The organism is Streptohalobacillus salinus (assembly GCF_003201605.1).
GTDB lineage: Bacteria > Bacillota > Bacilli > Bacillales > Amphibacillaceae > Streptohalobacillus > Streptohalobacillus salinus.
The window spans coordinates 185,597-205,600 of record NZ_QJJR01000003.1 but is presented as its reverse complement, the minus strand read 5'-3'; the positions used below and the strand labels follow the sequence as shown (position 1 = coordinate 205,600).

Annotated in this window: 17 protein-coding genes; 11 read left to right on the top strand and 6 right to left on the bottom strand. The window is 39.9% G+C overall.

The annotated features are described in order from the left end of the window. The first annotated feature begins 12 nt into the window (after positions 1 to 12). The 7 genes from DES38_RS03920 to DES38_RS03890 all read left to right on the top strand — a co-directional run bounded on the left by DES38_RS03920 (position 13) and on the right by DES38_RS03890 (position 8,761). Positions 13 to 1,317 (top strand): arabinan endo-1,5-alpha-L-arabinosidase, encoded by a 1,305-nt coding sequence (locus DES38_RS03920; protein ID WP_110250790.1) that lies wholly within the window; start codon positions 13 to 15, stop codon positions 1,315 to 1,317. 472 nt (positions 1,318 to 1,789) lie between these two features. Next, positions 1,790 to 3,124: an ABC transporter substrate-binding protein gene (locus DES38_RS03915; protein ID WP_110250789.1), complete on the top strand. Its 1,335-nt coding sequence runs from the start codon at positions 1,790 to 1,792 to the stop codon at positions 3,122 to 3,124. Between the two features lie 86 nt (positions 3,125 to 3,210). Further along, positions 3,211 to 4,143, top strand: a complete 933-nt coding sequence (locus DES38_RS03910; RefSeq protein WP_110250788.1) for a carbohydrate ABC transporter permease — start codon at positions 3,211 to 3,213, stop codon at positions 4,141 to 4,143. A gap of 2 nt (positions 4,144 to 4,145) precedes the next feature. Next, entirely contained in the window at positions 4,146 to 4,985 is an 840-nt protein-coding gene (locus tag DES38_RS03905; RefSeq protein WP_110250787.1) for a carbohydrate ABC transporter permease, read from the top strand. Between the two features lie 25 nt (positions 4,986 to 5,010). After that, positions 5,011 to 5,631, top strand: a complete 621-nt coding sequence (locus DES38_RS03900; protein WP_110250786.1) for a YesL family protein — start codon at positions 5,011 to 5,013, stop codon at positions 5,629 to 5,631. Positions 5,632 to 5,657: 26 nt separating this feature from the next. Further along, positions 5,658 to 7,166 carry an arabinosylfuranosidase ArfA gene (gene arfA, locus DES38_RS03895; RefSeq protein WP_110250785.1) on the top strand — a complete coding sequence of 503 codons (1,509 nt, stop codon included), beginning with the start codon at positions 5,658 to 5,660 and terminating at the stop codon, positions 7,164 to 7,166. Between the two features lie 110 nt (positions 7,167 to 7,276). Beyond that, positions 7,277 to 8,761: an alpha-N-arabinofuranosidase gene (locus DES38_RS03890; protein WP_110250784.1), complete on the top strand. Its 1,485-nt coding sequence runs from the start codon at positions 7,277 to 7,279 to the stop codon at positions 8,759 to 8,761. A 92-nt stretch (positions 8,762 to 8,853) separates the two neighbouring features. Here the strand turns inward: DES38_RS03890 and DES38_RS03885 are convergent, their stop codons facing one another. Then, entirely contained in the window at positions 8,854 to 9,261 is a 408-nt protein-coding gene (locus DES38_RS03885) for a secondary thiamine-phosphate synthase enzyme YjbQ (RefSeq protein ID WP_110250783.1), read from the bottom strand. Between the two features lie 127 nt (positions 9,262 to 9,388). On the opposite strand from DES38_RS03885, the gene DES38_RS03880 reads away from it, so the two are divergent. Continuing rightward, positions 9,389 to 9,769: a RidA family protein gene (locus DES38_RS03880; protein ID WP_110250782.1), complete on the top strand. Its 381-nt coding sequence runs from the start codon at positions 9,389 to 9,391 to the stop codon at positions 9,767 to 9,769. 87 nt (positions 9,770 to 9,856) lie between these two features. On the opposite strand, the gene DES38_RS03875 is transcribed toward DES38_RS03880, so the two are convergent. Beyond that, positions 9,857 to 11,059 carry an MFS transporter gene (locus DES38_RS03875; RefSeq protein WP_211305831.1) on the bottom strand — a complete coding sequence of 401 codons (1,203 nt, stop codon included), beginning with the start codon at positions 11,057 to 11,059 and terminating at the stop codon, positions 9,857 to 9,859. 242 nt (positions 11,060 to 11,301) lie between these two features. Between DES38_RS03875 and helD the strand changes: the two genes are divergently transcribed. Next, entirely contained in the window at positions 11,302 to 13,626 is a 2,325-nt protein-coding gene (gene helD, locus DES38_RS03870; protein WP_110250781.1) for an RNA polymerase recycling motor HelD, read from the top strand. 88 nt (positions 13,627 to 13,714) lie between these two features. Here the strand turns inward: helD and zupT are convergent, their stop codons facing one another. Next, positions 13,715 to 14,527, bottom strand: a complete 813-nt coding sequence (gene zupT / locus DES38_RS03865; protein ID WP_110250780.1) for a zinc transporter ZupT — start codon at positions 14,525 to 14,527, stop codon at positions 13,715 to 13,717. 213 nt (positions 14,528 to 14,740) lie between these two features. Here zupT and DES38_RS03860 point away from each other — a divergent pair, with 213 nt between their 5' ends. Next, positions 14,741 to 15,580 (top strand): aldo/keto reductase, encoded by an 840-nt coding sequence (locus DES38_RS03860; RefSeq protein ID WP_110250779.1) that lies wholly within the window; start codon positions 14,741 to 14,743, stop codon positions 15,578 to 15,580. Positions 15,581 to 15,647: 67 nt separating this feature from the next. Here DES38_RS03860 and nagB read toward each other — a convergent pair whose 3' ends face one another. The 3 genes from nagB to DES38_RS03845 are packed head-to-tail and all read right to left on the bottom strand — an operon-like array spanning position 15,648 to position 18,413. Beyond that, the gene (nagB, locus tag DES38_RS03855) at positions 15,648 to 16,403 is read right to left on the bottom strand and encodes a glucosamine-6-phosphate deaminase (protein ID WP_110250778.1); all 756 of its coding nucleotides are present in this window, start codon (positions 16,401 to 16,403) and stop codon (positions 15,648 to 15,650) included. Further along, a complete protein-coding gene (nagA, locus tag DES38_RS03850) occupies positions 16,400 to 17,554 on the bottom strand; it encodes an N-acetylglucosamine-6-phosphate deacetylase (protein WP_110250777.1) in 1,155 nt (384 codons plus the stop codon). The genes nagB and nagA overlap by 4 nt, the downstream gene beginning before the upstream one ends. A gap of 28 nt (positions 17,555 to 17,582) precedes the next feature. Continuing rightward, on the bottom strand, positions 17,583 to 18,413 hold the full coding sequence (locus tag DES38_RS03845; RefSeq protein WP_110250776.1) for a MurR/RpiR family transcriptional regulator: 831 nt from the start codon (positions 18,411 to 18,413) through the stop codon (positions 17,583 to 17,585). 201 nt (positions 18,414 to 18,614) lie between these two features. On the opposite strand from DES38_RS03845, the gene DES38_RS03840 reads away from it, so the two are divergent. Then, positions 18,615 to 19,976 carry a hemolysin family protein gene (locus DES38_RS03840; protein ID WP_245881953.1) on the top strand — a complete coding sequence of 454 codons (1,362 nt, stop codon included), beginning with the start codon at positions 18,615 to 18,617 and terminating at the stop codon, positions 19,974 to 19,976. Positions 19,977 to 20,004 lie beyond the last annotated feature (28 nt).

Below are 20,004 nucleotides of genomic sequence, written 5' to 3'. Positions count from 1 at the left end.
AGGAGTGCGAACATGTTAAAAAAAGATCGATTACCCAAAGATGTTAGTTTTAATCAAACTGAAATGAAGGATGAACACAGGTGGGGCAGTTACGGTGCGCATGATCCAGCGATCATAAAAGATGATGACTATTATTATGTCTTTTCTACTGATACTGGCGGAAAAGATAGCTTTAAACCGGGCTTGCAAATTCGAAAATCACGCGATTTAATTAATTGGGAGTTTGTAGGTCGCGCCTTAAAAGGTGGCGTTCCGAAAGGAGCGCAAGCGTGGACGGGTGCGAAAGGTTTGTGGGCACCAGAAGTTGTGAAAATGAACAATCGGTATTATTTATACTACGCGGCAAGCCAGTTCGGAAAAACGCAATCCTATATCGGCGTAGCAACAAGTGATCAGATTGAAGGGCCATATCAAGATGAAGGGTTAGTCTATAAATCGGTTGAAGGGGAACCTGGCCCCAATGCAATTGACCCGAACATTACTTTTACGCCTGATGGACGTGTCTTCTTAGTATTTGGTTCTTTCTTTGATGGTTTATACGTCAGTGAAGTGAATCGTGAAACAGGTAAATTTATCGAAGCTGGACCAGGTACTTTGATTGCCCGGCGTGGTAAAGCGGCCGATCGTGCCATTGAAGGTCCTTATATTGTGTATCACCCTATCTTTGAGTACTATTATTTATTTGTTTCATATGATTCTTTGTTTAGCAATTATAATATTCGGGTGGCACGTTCGAAATCGATCACGGGCCCTTACCTTGACTATAATGGTCTTGAAATGACCGATATTAATACCGATCACTTTCAGGTTGGTATGAAGTTGTTAGGGGGTTACCGATTTGAACAGAGTGACGGTTGGGTGGCTCCGGGGCATAATTCGATTTTAAAAGACGATCAAGAGTATTATATCTGTCATCATATTCGAGAAGCTGAAAACAAACACCACCATTACCTTCATATCAGAAAAGTGTTATGGTCTGATGAAGGATGGCCACTGATTTCACCGGAACGTTTCGCAGGAGAAGATAACGCAACGGTTCGAGCAAAAGAGTTATTGGGTGAGTGGGAACTAATAGATATTGATCCGAATAATAATGAGCAAGATTTATCTTATCGGATTCATGCGACAGAACCTAAGGATCGATCATATTTTATTGACAAGAAAACAAACAACACGTGTAAATTTAAAGTGAATGATCAGGTGTTGGATGGAGTGGTAAGTGTGGGTTGGGACTGGGAGAATTGGAAGGAGACAATTGTATTTGCTGGCTATAACCATGAAGGGCATGTGACAATTGGTAAGAAGCTTTCAACTTAATACTAGTTTGTAAAAATAATAATTCCAATTAGAAGCATACAGAGTCTCTTTGAGAAAGCTTGTTTTGTTTGAGAAAAACTATTTCAGAAATAAGTAAAAAACAGAGGAACAGGATCAATCAACTTTATATATTTGATTTAAGATATAAAGAAAAAAGCTTTATACTTAAAAGATGTATTTATACAGTTCACTTGATTTGTGTAGTTTGATTAAAAAACGCTCAATAAATTGAAAAAAATAACTTTAAATAAGTTTTCCTGAAAAAAATATAGATATCTTACAGTCTGAAATCCGACGTAAATCCACTTATATCAAGGCCCTGTTGATAATTTTAAATAAAATAATGATTTTATTCTAAAAGCCATTGAAAACGCGTACATTATAATATATAATAAAAATACAACTTATACGAACGAATTACATTGCGTTTTGTCGTGTAACTTGTGTGAACTAATTCTAAGGAGGAGTTATAATGAAAAGGTTAATGTTACTATTGGTATTGTTTTTTACAGCGATAACGCTCATTGCTTGTGGTGGTGATGATACATCAGGTGAGGCAGATCAAGTGGAAACGGTTGGAGACGACATTGAAAATGCAACGGAACTAACACTATGGACTTTCGTAGGTCAGCATAATGACTTGTATTCAGATGCTGCATTAAAGTGGAACGAAGAAAATCCAGATCGTCCGATTAAACTAGTTGCTGAAACATATCCGTTTGAGCAAATGCATAATAATTTGTTATTAGCAGCTCAATCTGGTGAAGGTGGTCCTGACATTGCTGATATCGAAGTAGGTCAGTTCAATAATTTCTTAAGAGGTGATATTCCGCTGTTACCTTTAAATGAACATGTGGAGCCAGTATTGGAAAATGCGGTTTCTTCTAGATTTGAGATTTATGCTAAAGATGGGAATTACTATGGTGCTCCAACTCACGTGGGGGCAACAGTAATGTACTACAATACAGAAATCATGGATGAAGCTGGTGTCGATATTGATGCGATTCACACATGGGATGATTTTGTTGAAGCTGGTAAACAGGTTGTGGAAAATACGGATTCTGTTATGTGGAATGTTGGAACTGAAGACTGGTTAATGGATATGTGGCCGATGATTTCACAACAAGGGTCAGATGCATTTGATGATAATGGCGAGTTAATTCTTGATAATCAAACGAATGTTGATACACTACAATTTTTACATGATGTTGTATATGTAGATGAAATTGCAGAAATTACACCAGGCGGGATGAACCAATCGGAAGAATTTTATGGTTACTTTAATGATAATGGTGCAGCTTCACTATTAGCGCCTCTATGGTACATGGGTCGTTTCTTAGATTCGATGCCAGATTTAGAAGGTAAGATTGCAATTAGACCATTACCTGCTTGGGAAGAAGGCGGTAATCGCTCAGCAGGTATGGGAGGTACAGGTACAGTTGTTTTAAAACAAACAGAAGAAGCAGAACTTGCTAAAGACTTCTTGGCTTACGCTAAATTATCTGAAGAAGGCAATATCAACTTATGGACTGTGTTAGGTTTTGATCCACCGCGTTGGGATACTTGGGAAACTGAAGCGATTCAAGAACCTAATAAGTATTATGACTTCTTTGGAGAAGGAATATTTGAGATGTTACTTGAGGTTAGAGATGAAATCAACCCTCTAAACTTCACTGAGTACACATCAGATGTTATTGCAGAATATCACACAAATGTTACACAGAATGTTTTAAGAACTCAAAGTCAGACGCCTGAGGAAGCTTTGGAAGAAGCGGCGGCAGCAGTAAGTATTGAAATGGACAACTAAATTAATAAATGATAGTGGTAACGTGTTACCACTATCATTTATTTCTACATATTTAGTTACTAACTTAAAACCAAGGGGGTATCTTCATGAGTGCAACACAGTCATTAAGCTCAAAAAATCAAAATAAAAACAAGTTCTTTAGTTTTTTGAATTCTAAAAAAGTTGTTCCTTACATTTTTGTTTCACCATTTATTCTTTCTTTCTTAGTACTTACTTTGTACCCTGCGACTCAAGGGATCATAATGAGTTTTCAAGAAATATTGCCAGGTCAAGTTAAGTTTGTTGGAATGGATAACTACTCAAGAGTATTTAACCCGAACTTCTTTACTGCTTTAAAAAACACCAGTATATATGTGTTGTTAACGGTTCTTATATTAACAATACTACCAATGTTGTTTGCTATTTTATTGGATTCTAAATATGTAAAATATAAGACTTTATTTAGAGCATCACTTTTCATACCTGCATTAACATCAACAATTGTGGGTGGTATGATTTTTCGGTTGATGTTCAGTGAAGCTGACTCGTCAGTAGCAAACCAGATTGTTAATTTTTTAGGTGTTGAGTCAGTAGACTGGAGATATAATGCTTGGTCAGCAATGTTCTTAATGGTGTTATTAGCATCATGGCGCTGGATTGGAGTGAATTTACTGTATTATCTAGCCGCATTACAGAATATTTCGAACGAACTATATGAAGCTGCAGAAATTGATGGAGCAAATAGTTTCCAGAAGTTGCGATTCATAACGATTCCACATTTAAAACCAATTACGGTTTTTGTAAGTTCAATAACTATTATTAACGGGTTTAGAATGTTTGAAGAAAGTTTTGTGTTCTGGGAAACGAGTTCTCCAGGTAATATTGGTTTAACTATAGTAGGTTACATCTACCAGCAAGGTATTGGACAAAACAACATGGGCTTTGGTGCGGCTATAGGGGTTGTCCTCATGTTGATTATATTTGTGATAAGTATGGTCTACTTAGCATTAACAGGCACCTTTAGTAAGGAGGGGAAATAAATATGAAAAACGAAAATAATGCAGCAGCAAAATGGACAGCAAATATTCTCATGTTGTTAATATCATTGGTAGTGATTTTTCCTATTGTTGCATTGCTAATTTCATCCTTTCAACCATCCGCGAATTTAATGAGACAAGGAATATCATTTAATGTTAATTGGTCAGAAATGAGTTTTAATAACTATAACTATATCTTCACAAGTGCTCCTCAGTACTGGACATGGTACACGAATAGTGTAATCATTTCAGGATTGACAATTGTTTTATCTTTATTTTTCTCATCAATGGTTGGGTATGCGTTGGCTGTTTATGAGTTTAAAGGGAAAAATCTCTTTTTTGTTTTTGTATTATTAATTTTGATGATTCCTTTTGAAATTCTTATGCTTCCCCTGTATCAAATGATGGTTAGTTGGGGGATAACGGATAGCTATATAGCAGTAGTTTTACCTTTAATTGTAGCTCCGGTTGCTGTGTTCTTCTTTAGACAATATGCAGGGGGATTACCGCTTGAACTAATGGATGCAGCAAGAATTGATGGCAGTACTGAATATGGGATCTTCTTTAAGATCATGTTACCTTTAATGGGACCTTCGCTTGCAGCGATGGCGATTTTACAAGGATTAGCATCATGGAATAACTTCCTATGGCCGTTGCTTGTAATTCGTTCCAATAACATGTTCACATTACCAATTGGTCTCGCAACACTATTGACACCTTATGGAAACAATTATGATGTACTAATTGCAGGGTCGGTACTAACTTTTGTACCTATTGTTATCTTGTTTATTTTCTTCCAGAAGTACTTTGTAGAAGGCTTAACATCTGGTGGAGTAAAAGGTTAAGAATGAATGATAAGGAGAGGGTCTCATGAAGTCATCAAATGTAATGACAACGTTAGAAAAAGTTTTAAACTATATAGCATTGTTTGCTATGCTGAATATTTTGTGGTTGTCACTGACTCTATTGGGTGTAGTAATATTTGGATTTTTTCCGGCGACTGTGGCCCTCTTATATGTCATGCGAAAACATATTGAAACTCCCTCTCTAAATTATCTAATTAAAGTGAAGCTGTTTTGGAAAAGTTTTAAAAAAGAATTTATAAAAGCGAATTTAACAGGTTGGATCCTTGTGATAATTGGAACTTCATTTTATGTTAATTATCAATTACTTCTATCTTTAGGTAGTGAGGTAGTGATTGCAGTACCTATCATATTTATAGTGTTACTGTCGTTATTCGCTATCACAATTGTTTGGGTATTCCCACTCATGATTTATACAAACGGTACGATTATTCAAAACTTTAGAAATGCAATTATTCTTGCAATTAGCAAAATCCACATTTCTGCAATCGTGTTATTTGTTGTATTTGCAAGTTTATATATATCTTTAGATTTTCCTGCGCTATTCTTATTTTTCACCTTTAGCATCATTAGTCTGATATGGACATATTTTTGTTTGAGTAATTTCAAAAAAATTAAATTTCAATAATTGAAAACAGAAATGGAGAAAAGCAGATGACAAAATTAAAAGCAACGATGACCATTGATAAGCATTTCAAAATCGCTGAAGTTGATAAACGCATTTATGGTTCATTTATTGAACATTTAGGACGTGCCGTCTATGGTGGAATATATGAACCCGATCACGATTTAGCTGATGATCAAGGTTTTCGCACCGACGTGATTGATCTCGTTAAAGAATTAAATGTTCCGATTGTCAGGTACCCGGGTGGCAACATGGTTTCTGCTTATAACTGGGAAGACGGTGTAGGTCCTAAAGAAGAACGACCACGCCGGTTAGAACTTGCATGGCGGACGGTGGAAACAAATGAAGTAGGGACCAACGAGTTCGTTGATTGGGCAAAAAAAGTCGGTTCAGACGTGATGATGGCTGTTAACTTAGGGACAAGAGGGATTAATGCTGCGCGGAACCTCATTGAGTATACGAATCACCCCTCGGGCACTTATTATAGTGATCTACGCCGCAAGCACGGTTATCACGACCCACATGGGATAAAAACATGGTGCCTCGGCAATGAAATGGATGGACCATGGCAAGTTGGCCATAAAACGGCTTATGAATATGGACGCTTGGCGAATGAAACAGGTAAAGCGATGAAGTTAGTTGATCCGGATATTGAATTAGTCGCTTGTGGAAGTTCAAACACGAATATGCCAACCTTTCCGGAATATGAAGCAACCACCTTGGATTTAGCTTATGATACGGTTGATTACATTTCTTTACATCAGTATTATGGTAACCGCTCGAACGACACAGCGAATTACTTAGCGAAGAACTTAGACATGGATCACTTTATAAAAACTGTAACTGCAACGTGTGATTATATAAAAGCGAAACATCGTAGTAAAAAAACAATCAATCTTAGTTTTGATGAATGGAATGTTTGGTATCATTCAAATGAACAAGATAGAAAAATCGAGCCGTGGGGTGTCGCGCCACCACAGTTAGAAGATCATTATAATTTTGAGGATGCTTTATTGGTGGGCAGTATGTTAATCACCTTCTTGCAACATGCTGACCGTGTAAAAATGGCTGCTATGGCACAACTTGTGAATGTGATTGCGCCCATTATGACTGAAAATGGCGGTGGGAGTTTTAAACAAACCATCTTTTATCCATACATGCATGCATCAATCTTTGGCCGCGGCGTCTCATTAAAACCAATCATTAATGTACCGAGCTATGATTCGAAAGATTTCACCGATGTGCCGTATTTAGATGCAGCCTCTGTGTATCATGAAGAAGATGAAACAGTTACGCTCTTTATTGTGAACAAGCATTTAACAGAAGCAATGCCTTTATCTGTTGACTTACGTAGTTTTGAAGGATACCAACTGGTTGAACATATCGAGCTTTATCATGATGATGTCAAAGCCGTCAACACAATGGCGACTCAAGCAGTGAAGCCAAAGCTAAACAAGCAGACAACCTTCACATTAGGTACGCTTACCGCACAACTGAAACGGACCTCTTGGAACGTGATTCGCCTTAAAAAAGCATAGAAGTTATTTAAAAATCTAAATCAGACCGTCAATCGTACCGTAAAAGCGGATGGTGGGCTGGTATAATGAATCAATGAATAGGTTTACACTACAGAGGAGTTGAATAAATAATGACACAAAAAGTTGTATTGAACGCAGACGTAAAAAGAGGCATCATCGATAAAAATATTTATGGACAATTTGCTGAACATTTAGGACGCTGTATTTATGAAGGGCTATGGGTCGGCGAAGAATCAGCCATCCCAAATACATTTGGTATACGTAATGATGTTCTTGGTGCGTTAAAAGATTTAAATATTCCTGTTTTACGCTGGCCAGGGGGCTGTTTTGCTGATGAATATCACTGGAAAGATGGCATCGGTCCAAAAGAAGAGCGGAAACGCATGGTTAACACGCATTGGGGAGGTCTTGTTGAGAATAATCATTTCGGTACCCACGAATTCATGAAATTATGTGAACTGCTTGAAACAGAACCATACATTAATGGAAACGTAGGTTCAGGTACTGTGCAAGAAATGTCTGAATGGGTTGAATACATGACCTTCGATGGCGAGTCACCGATGGCAAACTTACGTAAGAAAAACGGTCAAGAAAAACCGTGGAAAGTTAAATATTTTGGTGTAGGAAATGAGAACTGGGGCTGTGGTGGGAACATGCGCCCTGAGTATTACGCTGATTTGTATCGTCGTTTCCAAACCTATGTCCGTAATTATGGCGATAATAAAATATTCAAAATTGCTGGTGGTGCGAATGTTGACGACTTTAATTGGACAGAGGTCATGATGCGTGAAGCAACACCAATGATGGATGGTTTAAGCGTTCACTATTATGTTCATCCAGGTGGATTCTGGAATAAAGGTGATGCCGTTCGATTTGATGATTACGAATGGGATATCTCGATGCAAAAAGCTTATTATATTGAAGAACTTATAGATAGACATGCGACGATTATGGACAAGTACGATCCAGATAAACGGATTGCGATGATTGTCGATGAATGGGGTGCATGGTATGATGTTGAACCAGGAACGAATCCAGGTTTCTTATACCAACAAAATACGGTACGTGATGCTGTAATTGCTGGGGTTTCACTAAATATCTTTAATAACCATAATGATCGGATTAAGATGGCTAACATTGCGCAAATGGTTAATGTTATTCAAGCGATGGTCCTAACAGAAGGTGATAAGATGTTACTGACACCAACCTATCATGTCTTTAGAATGTATAGTGCCCATCAAGATCAAGAACGAGTAGCGTTAGATATTGAGACAGATTATTTAGTTGTTGATGATAAACGTTATCCGCAAGTGACTGGATCAGCCTCTAAGACGGAAGCGGGTGTTGTGACAATCACTTTAACAAACGCAAGCCGTGAAAATACCGCAACACTTGATTTAGCTGTGCGTGGGATGGCGTTCGGTAAGGTGACCGGAGAAGTAATTACCTCAACGGATATGCGTGACCACAACACCTTTGAAGACTTGGAGAAAGTGGCACCCGCTGCGTTCACAACCTTTGAAGAATCAGGGGAAACATTGGTGGTAACGCTACCTAAAATGTCAGTGGTGAAGCTAGAAATTCAACCGGTATAGGCTACGTTGAAATGTGTATATAGAAGCAACAATGAAGCGCGCCCATCACACACATGATGGGCGCGCTTTACTATCTTTGTTATGCAGATCAATCAGTCTTCATCTAACATGAATTTTAAGTGAATGGTCCGGTCACGCGGCCCATCAAATTCACAAAAGTACAAGCCTTGCCATCTACCGAGTAATAAGTTGCCATCTTTAATGACGAGCGTCTGGGCATGGCCAACTAAACTTGTTTTTAAATGGGCGGCAGTATTGCCTTCGATATGACGATCTTGCGGATCTTCCCAAGGAAAGACGTGTTCTAATCGGTTTAAAAAGTCGATTTTCACATCGGGGTCTGCATTTTCATTGACCGTTAGACCAGCAGTGGTATGGAGACTAGAAACAAGCACGGTACCGTTTTTGACGCCAAGTTTTTCGATGCAGTTTTGAACCTGATGGGTAACCTCAATCATTTCAGCGTGCTTTGTTGTTGCAATATTCAATTGGGTGAACATAAGCGACACATCCTTTACGAGTATAGTAAAAACGAAACGAGATATTGATGGTACATCTCCATTGTACCAAATTCTCAGAATTATGTTAAAATTTATACAAGCTATTTATTAGGAAGGATGAATCGAAATGAAAAAAGAAATCCAAACGAAAAACGCACCGCAAGCCATTGGACCTTATTCACAAGCAATTGACGTAGGTGAGCTCCTCTTTATTTCTGGTCAAATACCGTTTGATCCCGTTTCAATGACGGTCGTCGGGGATGATATCGAAAGACAAACGAAACAGGTCATGGAGAACTTACAAGCCGTTTGTGAAGAAGCAGGCCGAACACTAGACGATGTTGTTAAATTCACCATTTATCTGACTGATTTAAATGATTTCAATGCATTGAATGAAACGTATGCAAGCTTTTTAACGGCCCCGTACCCAGCACGAGCAACGGTAGAAGTAGCTAAATTACCGAAAGGCGTCAAAGTGGAAATTGATGCGATTGTAGGTAGAAAATAGTAGGCTGACAGAAAAAAACAAAACCGACAAAAAAACAACCTTCTTGTAGGAGACAGAAGGTTGTTTTTTGTTGGGTATCTTTAAGAACTAATGGCCGTTTCCAGCATAATTCGGGTATTTCTTCATGGCGAAGATCATTAATAATGCACTGATTAATAATAAACCACTTGTCGATAAGAAAACCGCCGAAAAGCCGAAGCTCGCACTAATGGTTGCCCCGAGTAGGGGGCCAATCATGTTGCCGAAAAAGCGTAAGCTCGTATTGTAACCGAGGACTTCCCCTTGCATCTCAATGGGGGCTGCTTGTCTGATGTAGGCAATCCGAAGTGGAATGACACCGCCGATAAATATCCCCATTAAGAAACGTAAGATAATCAGTTGCCAAAGTGCTGTCACAAAACCACCTGGAAAGTAGACCAATGCTGCTAAAACCAACATGAGTGTTAGAAGTTTTACGTAGCCGTACCGGTCTCCTAACCGGCCGATGCGTCTCGACATTAACAGGTTACCGAGTCCAGCGGCAGAGAAAGCTAACCCTGAGAAGAAAGCAATGTTAGCGGGACCGTGCAATTCACCAACAAAGAGAGGCAAAATTGGCTGGATACTAAAGTTAGCGATTTGAACAATCATCGACATCAACATAATCACCAATAAAACCGGGTGGCGTAAAATGTGGAGAAGCACTTGACGCGAACTGTAGTATTTTCCGGTAGGTGCCCCTTCCTCTTCGGTATACGTAAATTCTTTAATGCCGAAGAGAACAAGGAAGCTGGCGGCAAATAAGACGAGACTGAGCCATTTGAAAGTGGCCTGATATCCAAATAAATCAGCAAGCACACCGCCAAGCAGCGGTCCCATTAATGTCCCGGTTATGCTGCCTGTTTGTAAAGTGCCGAGCACTTTACCCGCCACTCTTTTAGACGCTTGGGTTGAAATTAAAGCTTGTGAGAGCGAAATAAACCCTGTAAAAATCCCCATGAATAAGCGGAGAAAGAAGAGCTGAATGACACTTGTGACAAATCCCATGAGAAAGAGTGATAACCCGAGGCCGAACGCAAAGACGACCAAAATTGGCTTACGGCCAATCCGGTCACCGACTCTGCCCCAAATAGGTGAAAAGAGAAAAGCGGCCACAAAAGTCACACTAAAGATAAAGCCTGAGGCTGTTTGGACATAATCGCTACTAAAATCCCCTAGGGAATCGATATACAATGATAAGAATGGTTGAACCATTGTAATTGAACCAGCGATAAAGAAATTAGCAAACCACATAATGCTGACATTTTTCATTAATTGTTGTTCGTTTTGAATGAGTCTTCCCTTCCTTCTTGATCTTTATATCGGTTCAAACATTTACTTAGACGCACTAAACAACAAGGATACGCTATTTCTAATATTTTTTAAAGTTATTTGCAATGTCTGTGCCAGAAGGCTAGTAAATATATCTAGTCATTCCATGCTTAATCAACTACAATGGAGGGTACATATACAACGAGTGTATCATGATTGAGAGGAAAATGGAGGGGTTAAACATGAGTGAGAAAGAAGCATTCTATCAAGAAAAATCACGTGTGTCACACGTGGTTCACTATATAGAACAACAGCTAAAAGAATTGAATCAATACATCAAACGCTTAAAGGGTGATGTGATTGATTTAAGAAAAGATTTTTTTGATGACGTTACCGTCAACTTAACAGAAGCAGATGATGCGATTGAGACGCAAGCAAGTCTGAAGCAACAGGCTGAATTTTTGTCGGAACGTGAGCGCAACCATTATCGGGTCTACAATCGGCGTGATCAGTTAAATCGCTTAAAAGACAAGCCGTATTTTGGTCGGATTGATTTTATCGAAGGCGGCGAGACAGAGACGGAGGTTATATACATTGGTACCTCCAGTTTATTAAAAGAGAATGAAGAAGATTTTTATGTCTATGATTGGCGCGCGCCAATCTCCAGTATGTATTATGATTTTGCACCTGGTGCGGCTCACTATCAAGCCCTTGAGGAAACGGTTCAAGGTGAGATGACTTTAAAACGTCAGTATGTGATTAAACAAGGGGAATTAGAAGGTATGTTTGATACCGGACTAACCATTGGTGACGGATTATTGCAAAAGGTACTCGGGGAAACCGCCGATACGCGTATGAAAAATATTGTTGCGACGATTCAACGGGAACAAAATCAAATCATTCGTCATGAGAAAAGAAAACCATTAATTGTCCGCGGGGTAGCTGGCAGTGGGAAAACGTCTGCAGCGCTCCAGCGGATTGCTTATTTACTTTATCGTCACCGTGGTGAGATGACTTCAGATCAGATGATTCTCTTTTCACCGAACCCACTCTTTAATAGTTATGTTGCACGCGTCCTTCCCGAACTTGGTGAAAATCAAGTGCAACAAATGACTTTCTATCACCATATCGAAAGAGAATTAGGTAATCGCTTTGTCATTGAAAGTCCGTTTGATCAAATGGAAATTGCTTTAAGCGAGACGGTTGAACCGGTCCGTTTACAGAATATGCAAGTGAAAGCGACCACAGCTTATAAAGACTTAATTGATGATTTTTTACACACATTAAAAGGGTCAGGGATGGTGTTTCGTAACATTCGCTTTCGAGATGTCGTGATTTTATCGAAGGTTGAATTGAAGAAATATTTTTATCAATTTGATGATGAAGTACCTATTCAAGAACGTTTAGAACAGATGCGTCGTTATATTTTACGAATTATTAAAGCGGAACAAAAACGCTACCTTGACGCGGAGTGGTTGGAATCAGAAATTGAGTTGCTTGATTTATCAGATTTCCAAGAAGCCTATAAAAAGCTAGAAGCAGAACATGATCAATTGGATTGGTTTAATGACGATGAGCGCGAGCGTGAATTATTGAAAACACGTTTGTTAAAACGTTTATTTAAACCGTTGATTCAAAAAGTGAAGCGACTAACATTTGTTGATACTAAGAAGACATATGTGCGATTTCTAGATCAATGGGCAGTGACGGATCAAACATATCAGGAGATCGCGACATACAGCAAAGAACAGATACGTGATAACTTCTTAAGTTATGAAGATGCAACACCGTTTCTATACTTTGAACGGGTCTGCTTAGGTTTTGATGAGCAACGTTCAATTAAACACGTTATTTTAGATGAAGCACAAGATTATTCACCATTTCAAATTGCTTACTTAGAACGCATGTATCCTGCGAGTCAATTAACCTTACTTGGCGATATTAATCAGTCTATTTATTTGCATAGCTTGAATAAAGAGCAAACGTTAAAACCAGAAGATAGTCAAGCTGATGTGATGGAATTATTGAAGAGCTACCGTTCGACTGAGGAAATTGTGAATTTCACCAAACAGTTCCTAGGTGCAGAAGGGGAGAAAATTAAGCCGTTTAACCGGAAGGGGCCGTTACCTGAAGTATTTGAGGTTGAACACCAGGCGATGATGAATTATGCAATTTTTGATCAGCTTACCCGTTATGAAAAGGAAGGTTATCAACAAATTGCTGTCATCACTAAAACGATGCAAGAGGCGACGCGTGTGTATGACTGGCTTAAGCAACATAAGCGCGAAGTTTCCTTGGTAACAAGTGAAACACATGACTTTGAACCAGGAATTAAGGTAATTCCTGTCTATCTAGCAAAAGGCATTGAGTTTGATGCCGTGGTTGTTTATGATGCATCCGCTGACCGATATCAAACGGCACTCGGGCGTCACTTACTGTATACCGCAGCAACCCGTGCCATGCATGAATTAACGTTAATTTCAGTTGGTGAACTGCCGCGTTTCATTACAGCGATTGACACAACTTATTTTCACTACCGGAAAGTGATTGAAATCCAGAAGTCTTAACCGGTAGTAAACACAGCAGAAGTAAATGCAAAACCCGCCACGAGGATAACCTTCCTTGGGGCGGGTTTTACTCTGTTGAGGGATGGGTTTACATCATCAGCAATAAACTGAAGGCCATGACAATCATGCCGCCGACAAGGCCATAGATAGACTTATGCGTTTCGTCGTACTTCTGAGCAGCCGGTATTAATTCATCAAAAGAAATGAAGACCATAATACCCGCAACCCCGGCAAAAATCGTGCCGAAGACAGCGTCAGTAATAAATTGCATTAAAAAGAAATAGGCAATGAGCGCACCAATCGGCTCGGCAAGTCCTGATAAGAACGACCATCTAAAGGCTTTTCGCTTACTTTTTGTCGCAAAGTAAATCGGCACAGAGATGGCAATCCCTTCCGGAATATTATGAATTGCGACGGCGATGGCAATGGGAATACCGAGATTTGGGTCATGGAGTGTGGCCATAAATGTCGCAATCCCTTCCGGGAAATTGTGAATCGCAATAGCAAGTGCTGTAAATGACCCCATTTTCATTAATTGCTGATCTTTTGCGATTTTTTGTTCATCAAGCGTCATATCTTCCACGCGTTTGACTTCGTGAGGGTTGCCCTGTTTAGGAATGAGCCGGTCAATGAGAGCAATTAAAACCATCCCGCCAAAGAAACCAATCACCGTCATCCATGCCCCTCTTGTGGGGCCAAGTTCAGCTGTGAGTGATGCTTGTGCTTTGGGGAAAATCTCAATCATTGAAACATAAATCATTACCCCAGCTGAAAAGCCTAGTGATAAGGAGAGGAATTTAGTGTTTGTTGTCGATGTGAAAAAAGCTAAAAGACTTCCGATTCCTGTCGCTAACCCAGCAAATAAGGTAAGTCCGAATGCTAGTAATAAATGTTCTTCCATTATCTCGCCTCGCTTTCTTTAGTTAAGTGTTTTTTGTCGTTCAAGACAAAATGTTTCCTTCAGGCAACTTTTTGTTGTTTTCATTATACCTAGTTAACCTTTTCTTTGCAATCCTTTTACGATTTTCTTTTTAAAATGCATAAAACCGGGTATACGTAGGGTAAGGTGTTTTTATAATGAATAAAGCAGGATAAAATAGGAGGATGATGACTAATGTTAAAAGATTTATCGTCAAAAACAACCTTACACAACGGGGTGGAAATGCCTTGGCTTGGTCTCGGGGTCTATAAGATGGACGATGGAGATGAAGTCAAAGAAGCGGTAAAAGCAGCGATTAATAGCGGGTATCGTAGTATCGATACTGCCGCATTTTATGGGAATGAAGAAGGCGTTGGTGCAGCGATTAAAGAAGTCGATGTTCCTCGCGAAGAATTATTTATTACGTCAAAACTGTGGAATACAGATCATGGTTATGATGAAACCCTAGCGGCCTTTGAGAAAACGCTTGAACGCTTAGATTTAGCCTATTTAGATTTATATCTTATTCACTGGCCGCTCCCGAAGGTTGATAAATATAAAGCAACGTGGCGGGCTTTTGAAAAGCTCTATCAAGAAAAGAAAATTCGAGCCATTGGTGTTAGTAACTTTAAAGAAGAACACTTAAAAGAACTCATTCGCGGCTCGCAGGTAACGCCGATGGTTAATCAGGTAGAGTTTCACCCGCATTTATCACAAGAACCGTTACGAAGTTTCTGTCGAGACCACAACATCCAAGTCGAAGCATGGTCACCTTTAAAGCAAGGGGATCTCTTTGATGATGACACGCTTAAGGAAATCGCAGAACGCCATAACAAAACAGTAGCTCAAGTCATTATTCGCTGGGACTTGCAGAGTGGCGTTGTTACCATTCCAAAATCATCAAAAGCAGCACGCATTAAGGAAAATAGTGATGTGTTTGATTTCGAACTTTCAAATGAAGAGATGCGCATGATCAATCATTTGAATAAAGATGAACGGGTAGGACCAGATCCGTCACTGTTTAATAAACAGTAAACCAAAACCAAGCACCCTTGAAGGCGAATGCCTTCCTGGATGCTTGGTTTTTTGTTTAGCAAGACACTTAGTCTAACTTCTTATATATGGCTGCATCATCAAGTAAGCTTGCGGCAGCTTCATCGAGTAACATGGTGACCCGAGGGTGTGTTTTTAAAGCGGAAGCAGGAAAGTCAGGGGAGCGCTTCCCATCAACAAGTTCTTTAACGGCTTGTTTTTTATCAGCGCCACGCGCAATCAATAAGATGGCCTTACTTTCCATGATTGTTTCAATTCCCATCGTAATGGCGTGTGTCGGTACGTCGTCGAGTGAAGCAAAGAATCGAGCATTTGCTTCACGTGTTGAAGGTTCAAGCTCAATGACGTGGGTACGGCTCTCGAATGAGGTACCCGGTTCATTGAAGCCGATATGACCGTTTGTGCCAATCCCTAACACTTGTAAGTCAAGGTGATCGTGTTGATCAATTTCTTGTTCGTAATCAAGGCAGGCCTGTTGATGATCGGTTGTGTTCCCGTTTGGAACAAAGGTGTGATCAAGCTGGATGTCGATATGGTTGAAGAGCTGATCATTCATGAAATAACGATAGCTATTTGGGTCGTCTGAAGCTAAGTTAACATATTCATCTAAATTAAAGGTGGTCACATCTTTAAATGAGACCTCGCCTTGCCGATAAGCTTGAATCAATGCTTGGTACATACCGACGGGTGTGGATCCCGTTGCCAGCCCTAATACAGGTTGGTCATTAGTTTTGATGACGTCAATGATGCAATTTTTAGCATAGTGGTTCATGCTATTTTCTGATTTTCCTACAATAATTTTCATGATAAGTCCTCCTTAATGATGCGCTGTCCGCGAACGATGGTTGCTTTAATTGTGAGTGTATCATCAACAAGTAAGAGATCGGCATCTTTGCCAGATTCAATCGAACCTTTACGTTGATAAACACCTGCACTTTTGGCTGGATTAACAGATGCCATCATGATGACATCGCGAAGCGATACGTTTTCGAGTGCCAATAATTGTTTGGCTCCGTCAATCATGCTTAAAACACTACCGGCTAAGGTGCCGTCTTTCAAAGTGGCTTGCCCATCTTTCACGTAAACCGTTTGGCCACCAAGGTCATACGCACCGGCTGACAAACCTTTTGCTCGCATCGCATCGGTAATGAGTGTCAAGCGTTTTGGGGTGAGATTATTAACGATCAACTGCATCATCTCAGGCGATACGTGAATCCCATCAGCAATCAACTCCGCATTGAGTGCGTCAAGTTGAAAGCTTGCACCGACTAGGCCGATATCACGATGATGAATCCCGTTCATTTGATTGCACAAATGCGTCAGTCGATTTACGCCTTCTGCTGTGGCTGCTTCTGCGCCGGAGAAGGTTAAGTTCGTATGGCCAGCAGAGCGGTTAATACCTAGGGAAACAAGGTGTTTTGTGAAGCGGTAGTCGGCGTCGTTTTCTGGCGCGTAGGTGACTGTTTTGATTTTATTACCGCTAAGTGCGAGCCAGCGATTAAATAAGTTGATATCGGGCTGTTGAATATGTGCTTCCGGTTGTGCGCCTGCTTTACTTATTTCAACAAATGGACCTTCTAAATGCACCCCAAGCAGTTCAGCTTCCGTCTCGTTTGCCTCAAAGTGGTTGATGCGGGAAAGGGCAGCTTCAATGACTTCGTTCGCTTGGGTCATTGTTGTAGCAAGAAAGGCGGTTGTTCCTTCTGTCGCAAGCCCCTGTGCTAAAGTAGACAGCGCGTCTGGCGTATCATCCATGACGTCAACGCCATATCCGCCGTGGATATGGGTATCAATGAAGCCAGGAATGAGCGAAAGTCCTGTCGCGTCAATCACATCTTCTCCAGTTACGGCAGCATGACTAGGGGTAATGATTGCGGCAATGGTTGTGCCTTCGATCACGACGTCACCAACAATCGTTTCTTCTGGTAAATAGAGGGTTGCTCCTTTAATATACATCTGTCTTCGCTCCTTTACGTTCAATCGATTAATATATTTTATTGGTCGTATTTTCAGTGATTTCATGTTTAATTCGTTCTGCCTGCTTCTGGTTTTTTATCGTGATGCCGGTGCAAATTAAATCAATCAAGTACAATTGAGCGACTTTGGCCGTTAAAGAACCGCGATCAAGCGGGCTTTCTTTCGCATTAGATAATAATACGTAATCGCTATGCTTGGTTAGCGGGGATTTTAGATAACTTGTTAGGGCAATGATGGTCGCCCCTTTCGCTTTTGCGATTTGTGTGGTTTCAATAATTTCTTTTGTACTCCCACTAATGCTGATGGCGATGACCACCGTTGCGTTCGTTGCACTCGTCGCGCGCATGATTTGGGTGTGACTGTCTGTGATGACGGTAATGTTTTTACCGATGCGCATTAAGCGGTTTTGCAGGTCAAGCGCTGCAATCGCCGATGCACCAATCGCAAACACAGTCACGTCCGTTTTGGCATCGATGACATCAATCACTTCTTCCAGTGTGTTTCGGTCGACGAGATGGAGTGATTTCTGAATCACATCAATCATGTTATCGTGCACATGCCTTACATAGTCGTCACTCGCGTGTGTTTCTGTCGTCTGTTCCTTTGCCAGAGCTAACTTGAAGGCTTGAAACCCTTGATAACCAATTTTTTTAAAAAAGCGCAAGGTCGTTGCTTCAGCTACACCGGTCTGTTCGCTTAGTTCCGTAAGTGATTGATAAATCACTTGCTCGAGATGAGTAATCAAGTATTGATATATTTTTGTTTCTGACTTCGTGTAGCGTTGTTTGAATTGTTCTAATTGTTGTGTAGGTAAGTAAGAGGGTGCCAAGGTCATCATCCTTTCTTGTACACCTCTAGCATAGCTAAATGATTGTTAACTGTCAAATATAATATTTAAAATGACAGTTAACAATCAAAAATAACCTGAATGGCTACAGCTGAAGCTTAGAAAAATAATTATCTGTCCGAAATATTTGATGAATGACAAGTGCAACACCATTCGGTATACTTAATATAATTGTAAAATGAAAAAGGAGACGTGAAGAACATCGAAATTATCTTTTTGATTGTCTTAATTTTAATAAATGCATTTTTTGCTGCCTCAGAGATTGCCTTGGTATCACTGAATGATAATCGTGTGAATCGTGATGCAGAACGTGGTGACAAAAAAGCAATCGCATTAAAGAAACTGTTGGACGAACCGGGTCGGTTTTTAGCAACGATTCAAATTGGTATTACCTTAGCTGGGTTTTTAGCGAGTGCGTTCGCTGCTGATAGCTTTAGTGAGCCGGTGGCTATCCTTCTTAATCAGTGGGGAATACCGCTTTCTTTATCTGCGCTAGAAACCATTAGTATGATCCTGATCACGATATTGTTATCGTATTTTACGTTAGTGATTGGTGAACTGGTACCTAAGCAGTTAGCCTTACAGAAAAAAGAACAAATCGCAAATTTATCAGTAAAACCACTAACCTTTCTTTTTAAGATAAGTTTACCGGTCGTTAAATTATTAAATGTTTCGACCAATACGATTGTCCGTTTATTTGGGGTAGACCCGGATGCTGAAAATGAAGAAGTAACAGAAGAAGAAATTCGCATGATGGTGGATATCGGCGGCGAAAAAGGAACGATTGAGTCAAGCGAAAAACAATTGATTCACAATATTTTTGAGTTCAATGATAAAGACGTTTCCGATATCATGACCCATCGGACGGAAATTGAAGCAATCCCAATCGAAGCTACTTACCGTGATGTGATTGATTTAATTAAGGAGCATCGCTATACGCGGTTCCCTGTCTACGAAGAAGATATAGATCACATCATTGGCGTTTTGCATACCAAAGACTTAATTGTTAATTTGAATCAATCCGATGAATCTTTTGATTTGAAACAATTAATGCGTGACCCTTATTTTGTGATGGAACATCAACGCATTGACTATGTGTTAACAGAAATGCAGAAGAATAACATTCATACGGCAATTGTTGTTGATGAGTATGGGGGAACGGATGGCTTGATTACCTTGGAAGATTTAATCGAGGAAATTATCGGTGAAATTTCAAGTGAACATGGGATCATTGGCCAAGATGCCGAAGACGTCATCATCCACAGTGCCCACGAGGCGACCGTAAAGGGAACAATTCACTTAACTGATTTAAACCATCTCTTAGGCATTGATTTACCTGTTGATGAGTATGAAACCTTAAATGGATTTTTAGTCGACCAGATTGGCTTTATTCCGACAGATACGTACCATGAACCGATAAACTATGAGAATCTTATTTTTGTGGTTAAACAGGTAACCGATAAGCGTATTGAAGTTGTCGATGTTGTGGTAGAGGTCAAACATAAACAAGATCATTCAAAGCGAAATAAAGGCGAAAGCAAAACAGAAGCATAAACACACATGCGAAGACATTTGATGTCTT

Bases quoted from the DNA above. Each gene is read 5' to 3' on its own strand.
- DES38_RS03875 (WP_211305831.1), bottom strand. From the start codon at position 11,059: ATGAAAAATGTCAGCATTATGTGGTTTGCTAATTTCTTTATCGCTGGT.
- DES38_RS03905 (WP_110250787.1), top strand. From the start codon at position 4,146: ATGAAAAACGAAAATAATGCAGCAGCAAAATGGACAGCAAATATTCTC.
- zupT (WP_110250780.1), bottom strand. From the start codon at position 14,527: ATGGAAGAACATTTATTACTAGCATTCGGACTTACCTTATTTGCTGGG.
- DES38_RS03915 (WP_110250789.1), top strand. From the start codon at position 1,790: ATGAAAAGGTTAATGTTACTATTGGTATTGTTTTTTACAGCGATAACG.
- DES38_RS03920 (WP_110250790.1), top strand. From the start codon at position 13: ATGTTAAAAAAAGATCGATTACCCAAAGATGTTAGTTTTAATCAAACT.
- DES38_RS03860 (WP_110250779.1), top strand. From the start codon at position 14,741: ATGTTAAAAGATTTATCGTCAAAAACAACCTTACACAACGGGGTGGAA.
- DES38_RS03845 (WP_110250776.1), bottom strand. From the start codon at position 18,413: ATGATGACCTTGGCACCCTCTTACTTACCTACACAACAATTAGAACAA.
- DES38_RS03880 (WP_110250782.1), top strand. From the start codon at position 9,389: ATGAAAAAAGAAATCCAAACGAAAAACGCACCGCAAGCCATTGGACCT.
- DES38_RS03885 (WP_110250783.1), bottom strand. From the start codon at position 9,261: ATGTTCACCCAATTGAATATTGCAACAACAAAGCACGCTGAAATGATT.
- nagA (WP_110250777.1), bottom strand. From the start codon at position 17,554: ATGTATATTAAAGGAGCAACCCTCTATTTACCAGAAGAAACGATTGTT.
- DES38_RS03890 (WP_110250784.1), top strand. From the start codon at position 7,277: ATGACACAAAAAGTTGTATTGAACGCAGACGTAAAAAGAGGCATCATC.
- DES38_RS03900 (WP_110250786.1), top strand. From the start codon at position 5,011: ATGAAGTCATCAAATGTAATGACAACGTTAGAAAAAGTTTTAAACTAT.
- DES38_RS03910 (WP_110250788.1), top strand. From the start codon at position 3,211: ATGAGTGCAACACAGTCATTAAGCTCAAAAAATCAAAATAAAAACAAG.
- nagB (WP_110250778.1), bottom strand. From the start codon at position 16,403: ATGAAAATTATTGTAGGAAAATCAGAAAATAGCATGAACCACTATGCT.
- arfA (WP_110250785.1), top strand. From the start codon at position 5,658: ATGACAAAATTAAAAGCAACGATGACCATTGATAAGCATTTCAAAATC.
- helD (WP_110250781.1), top strand. From the start codon at position 11,302: ATGAGTGAGAAAGAAGCATTCTATCAAGAAAAATCACGTGTGTCACAC.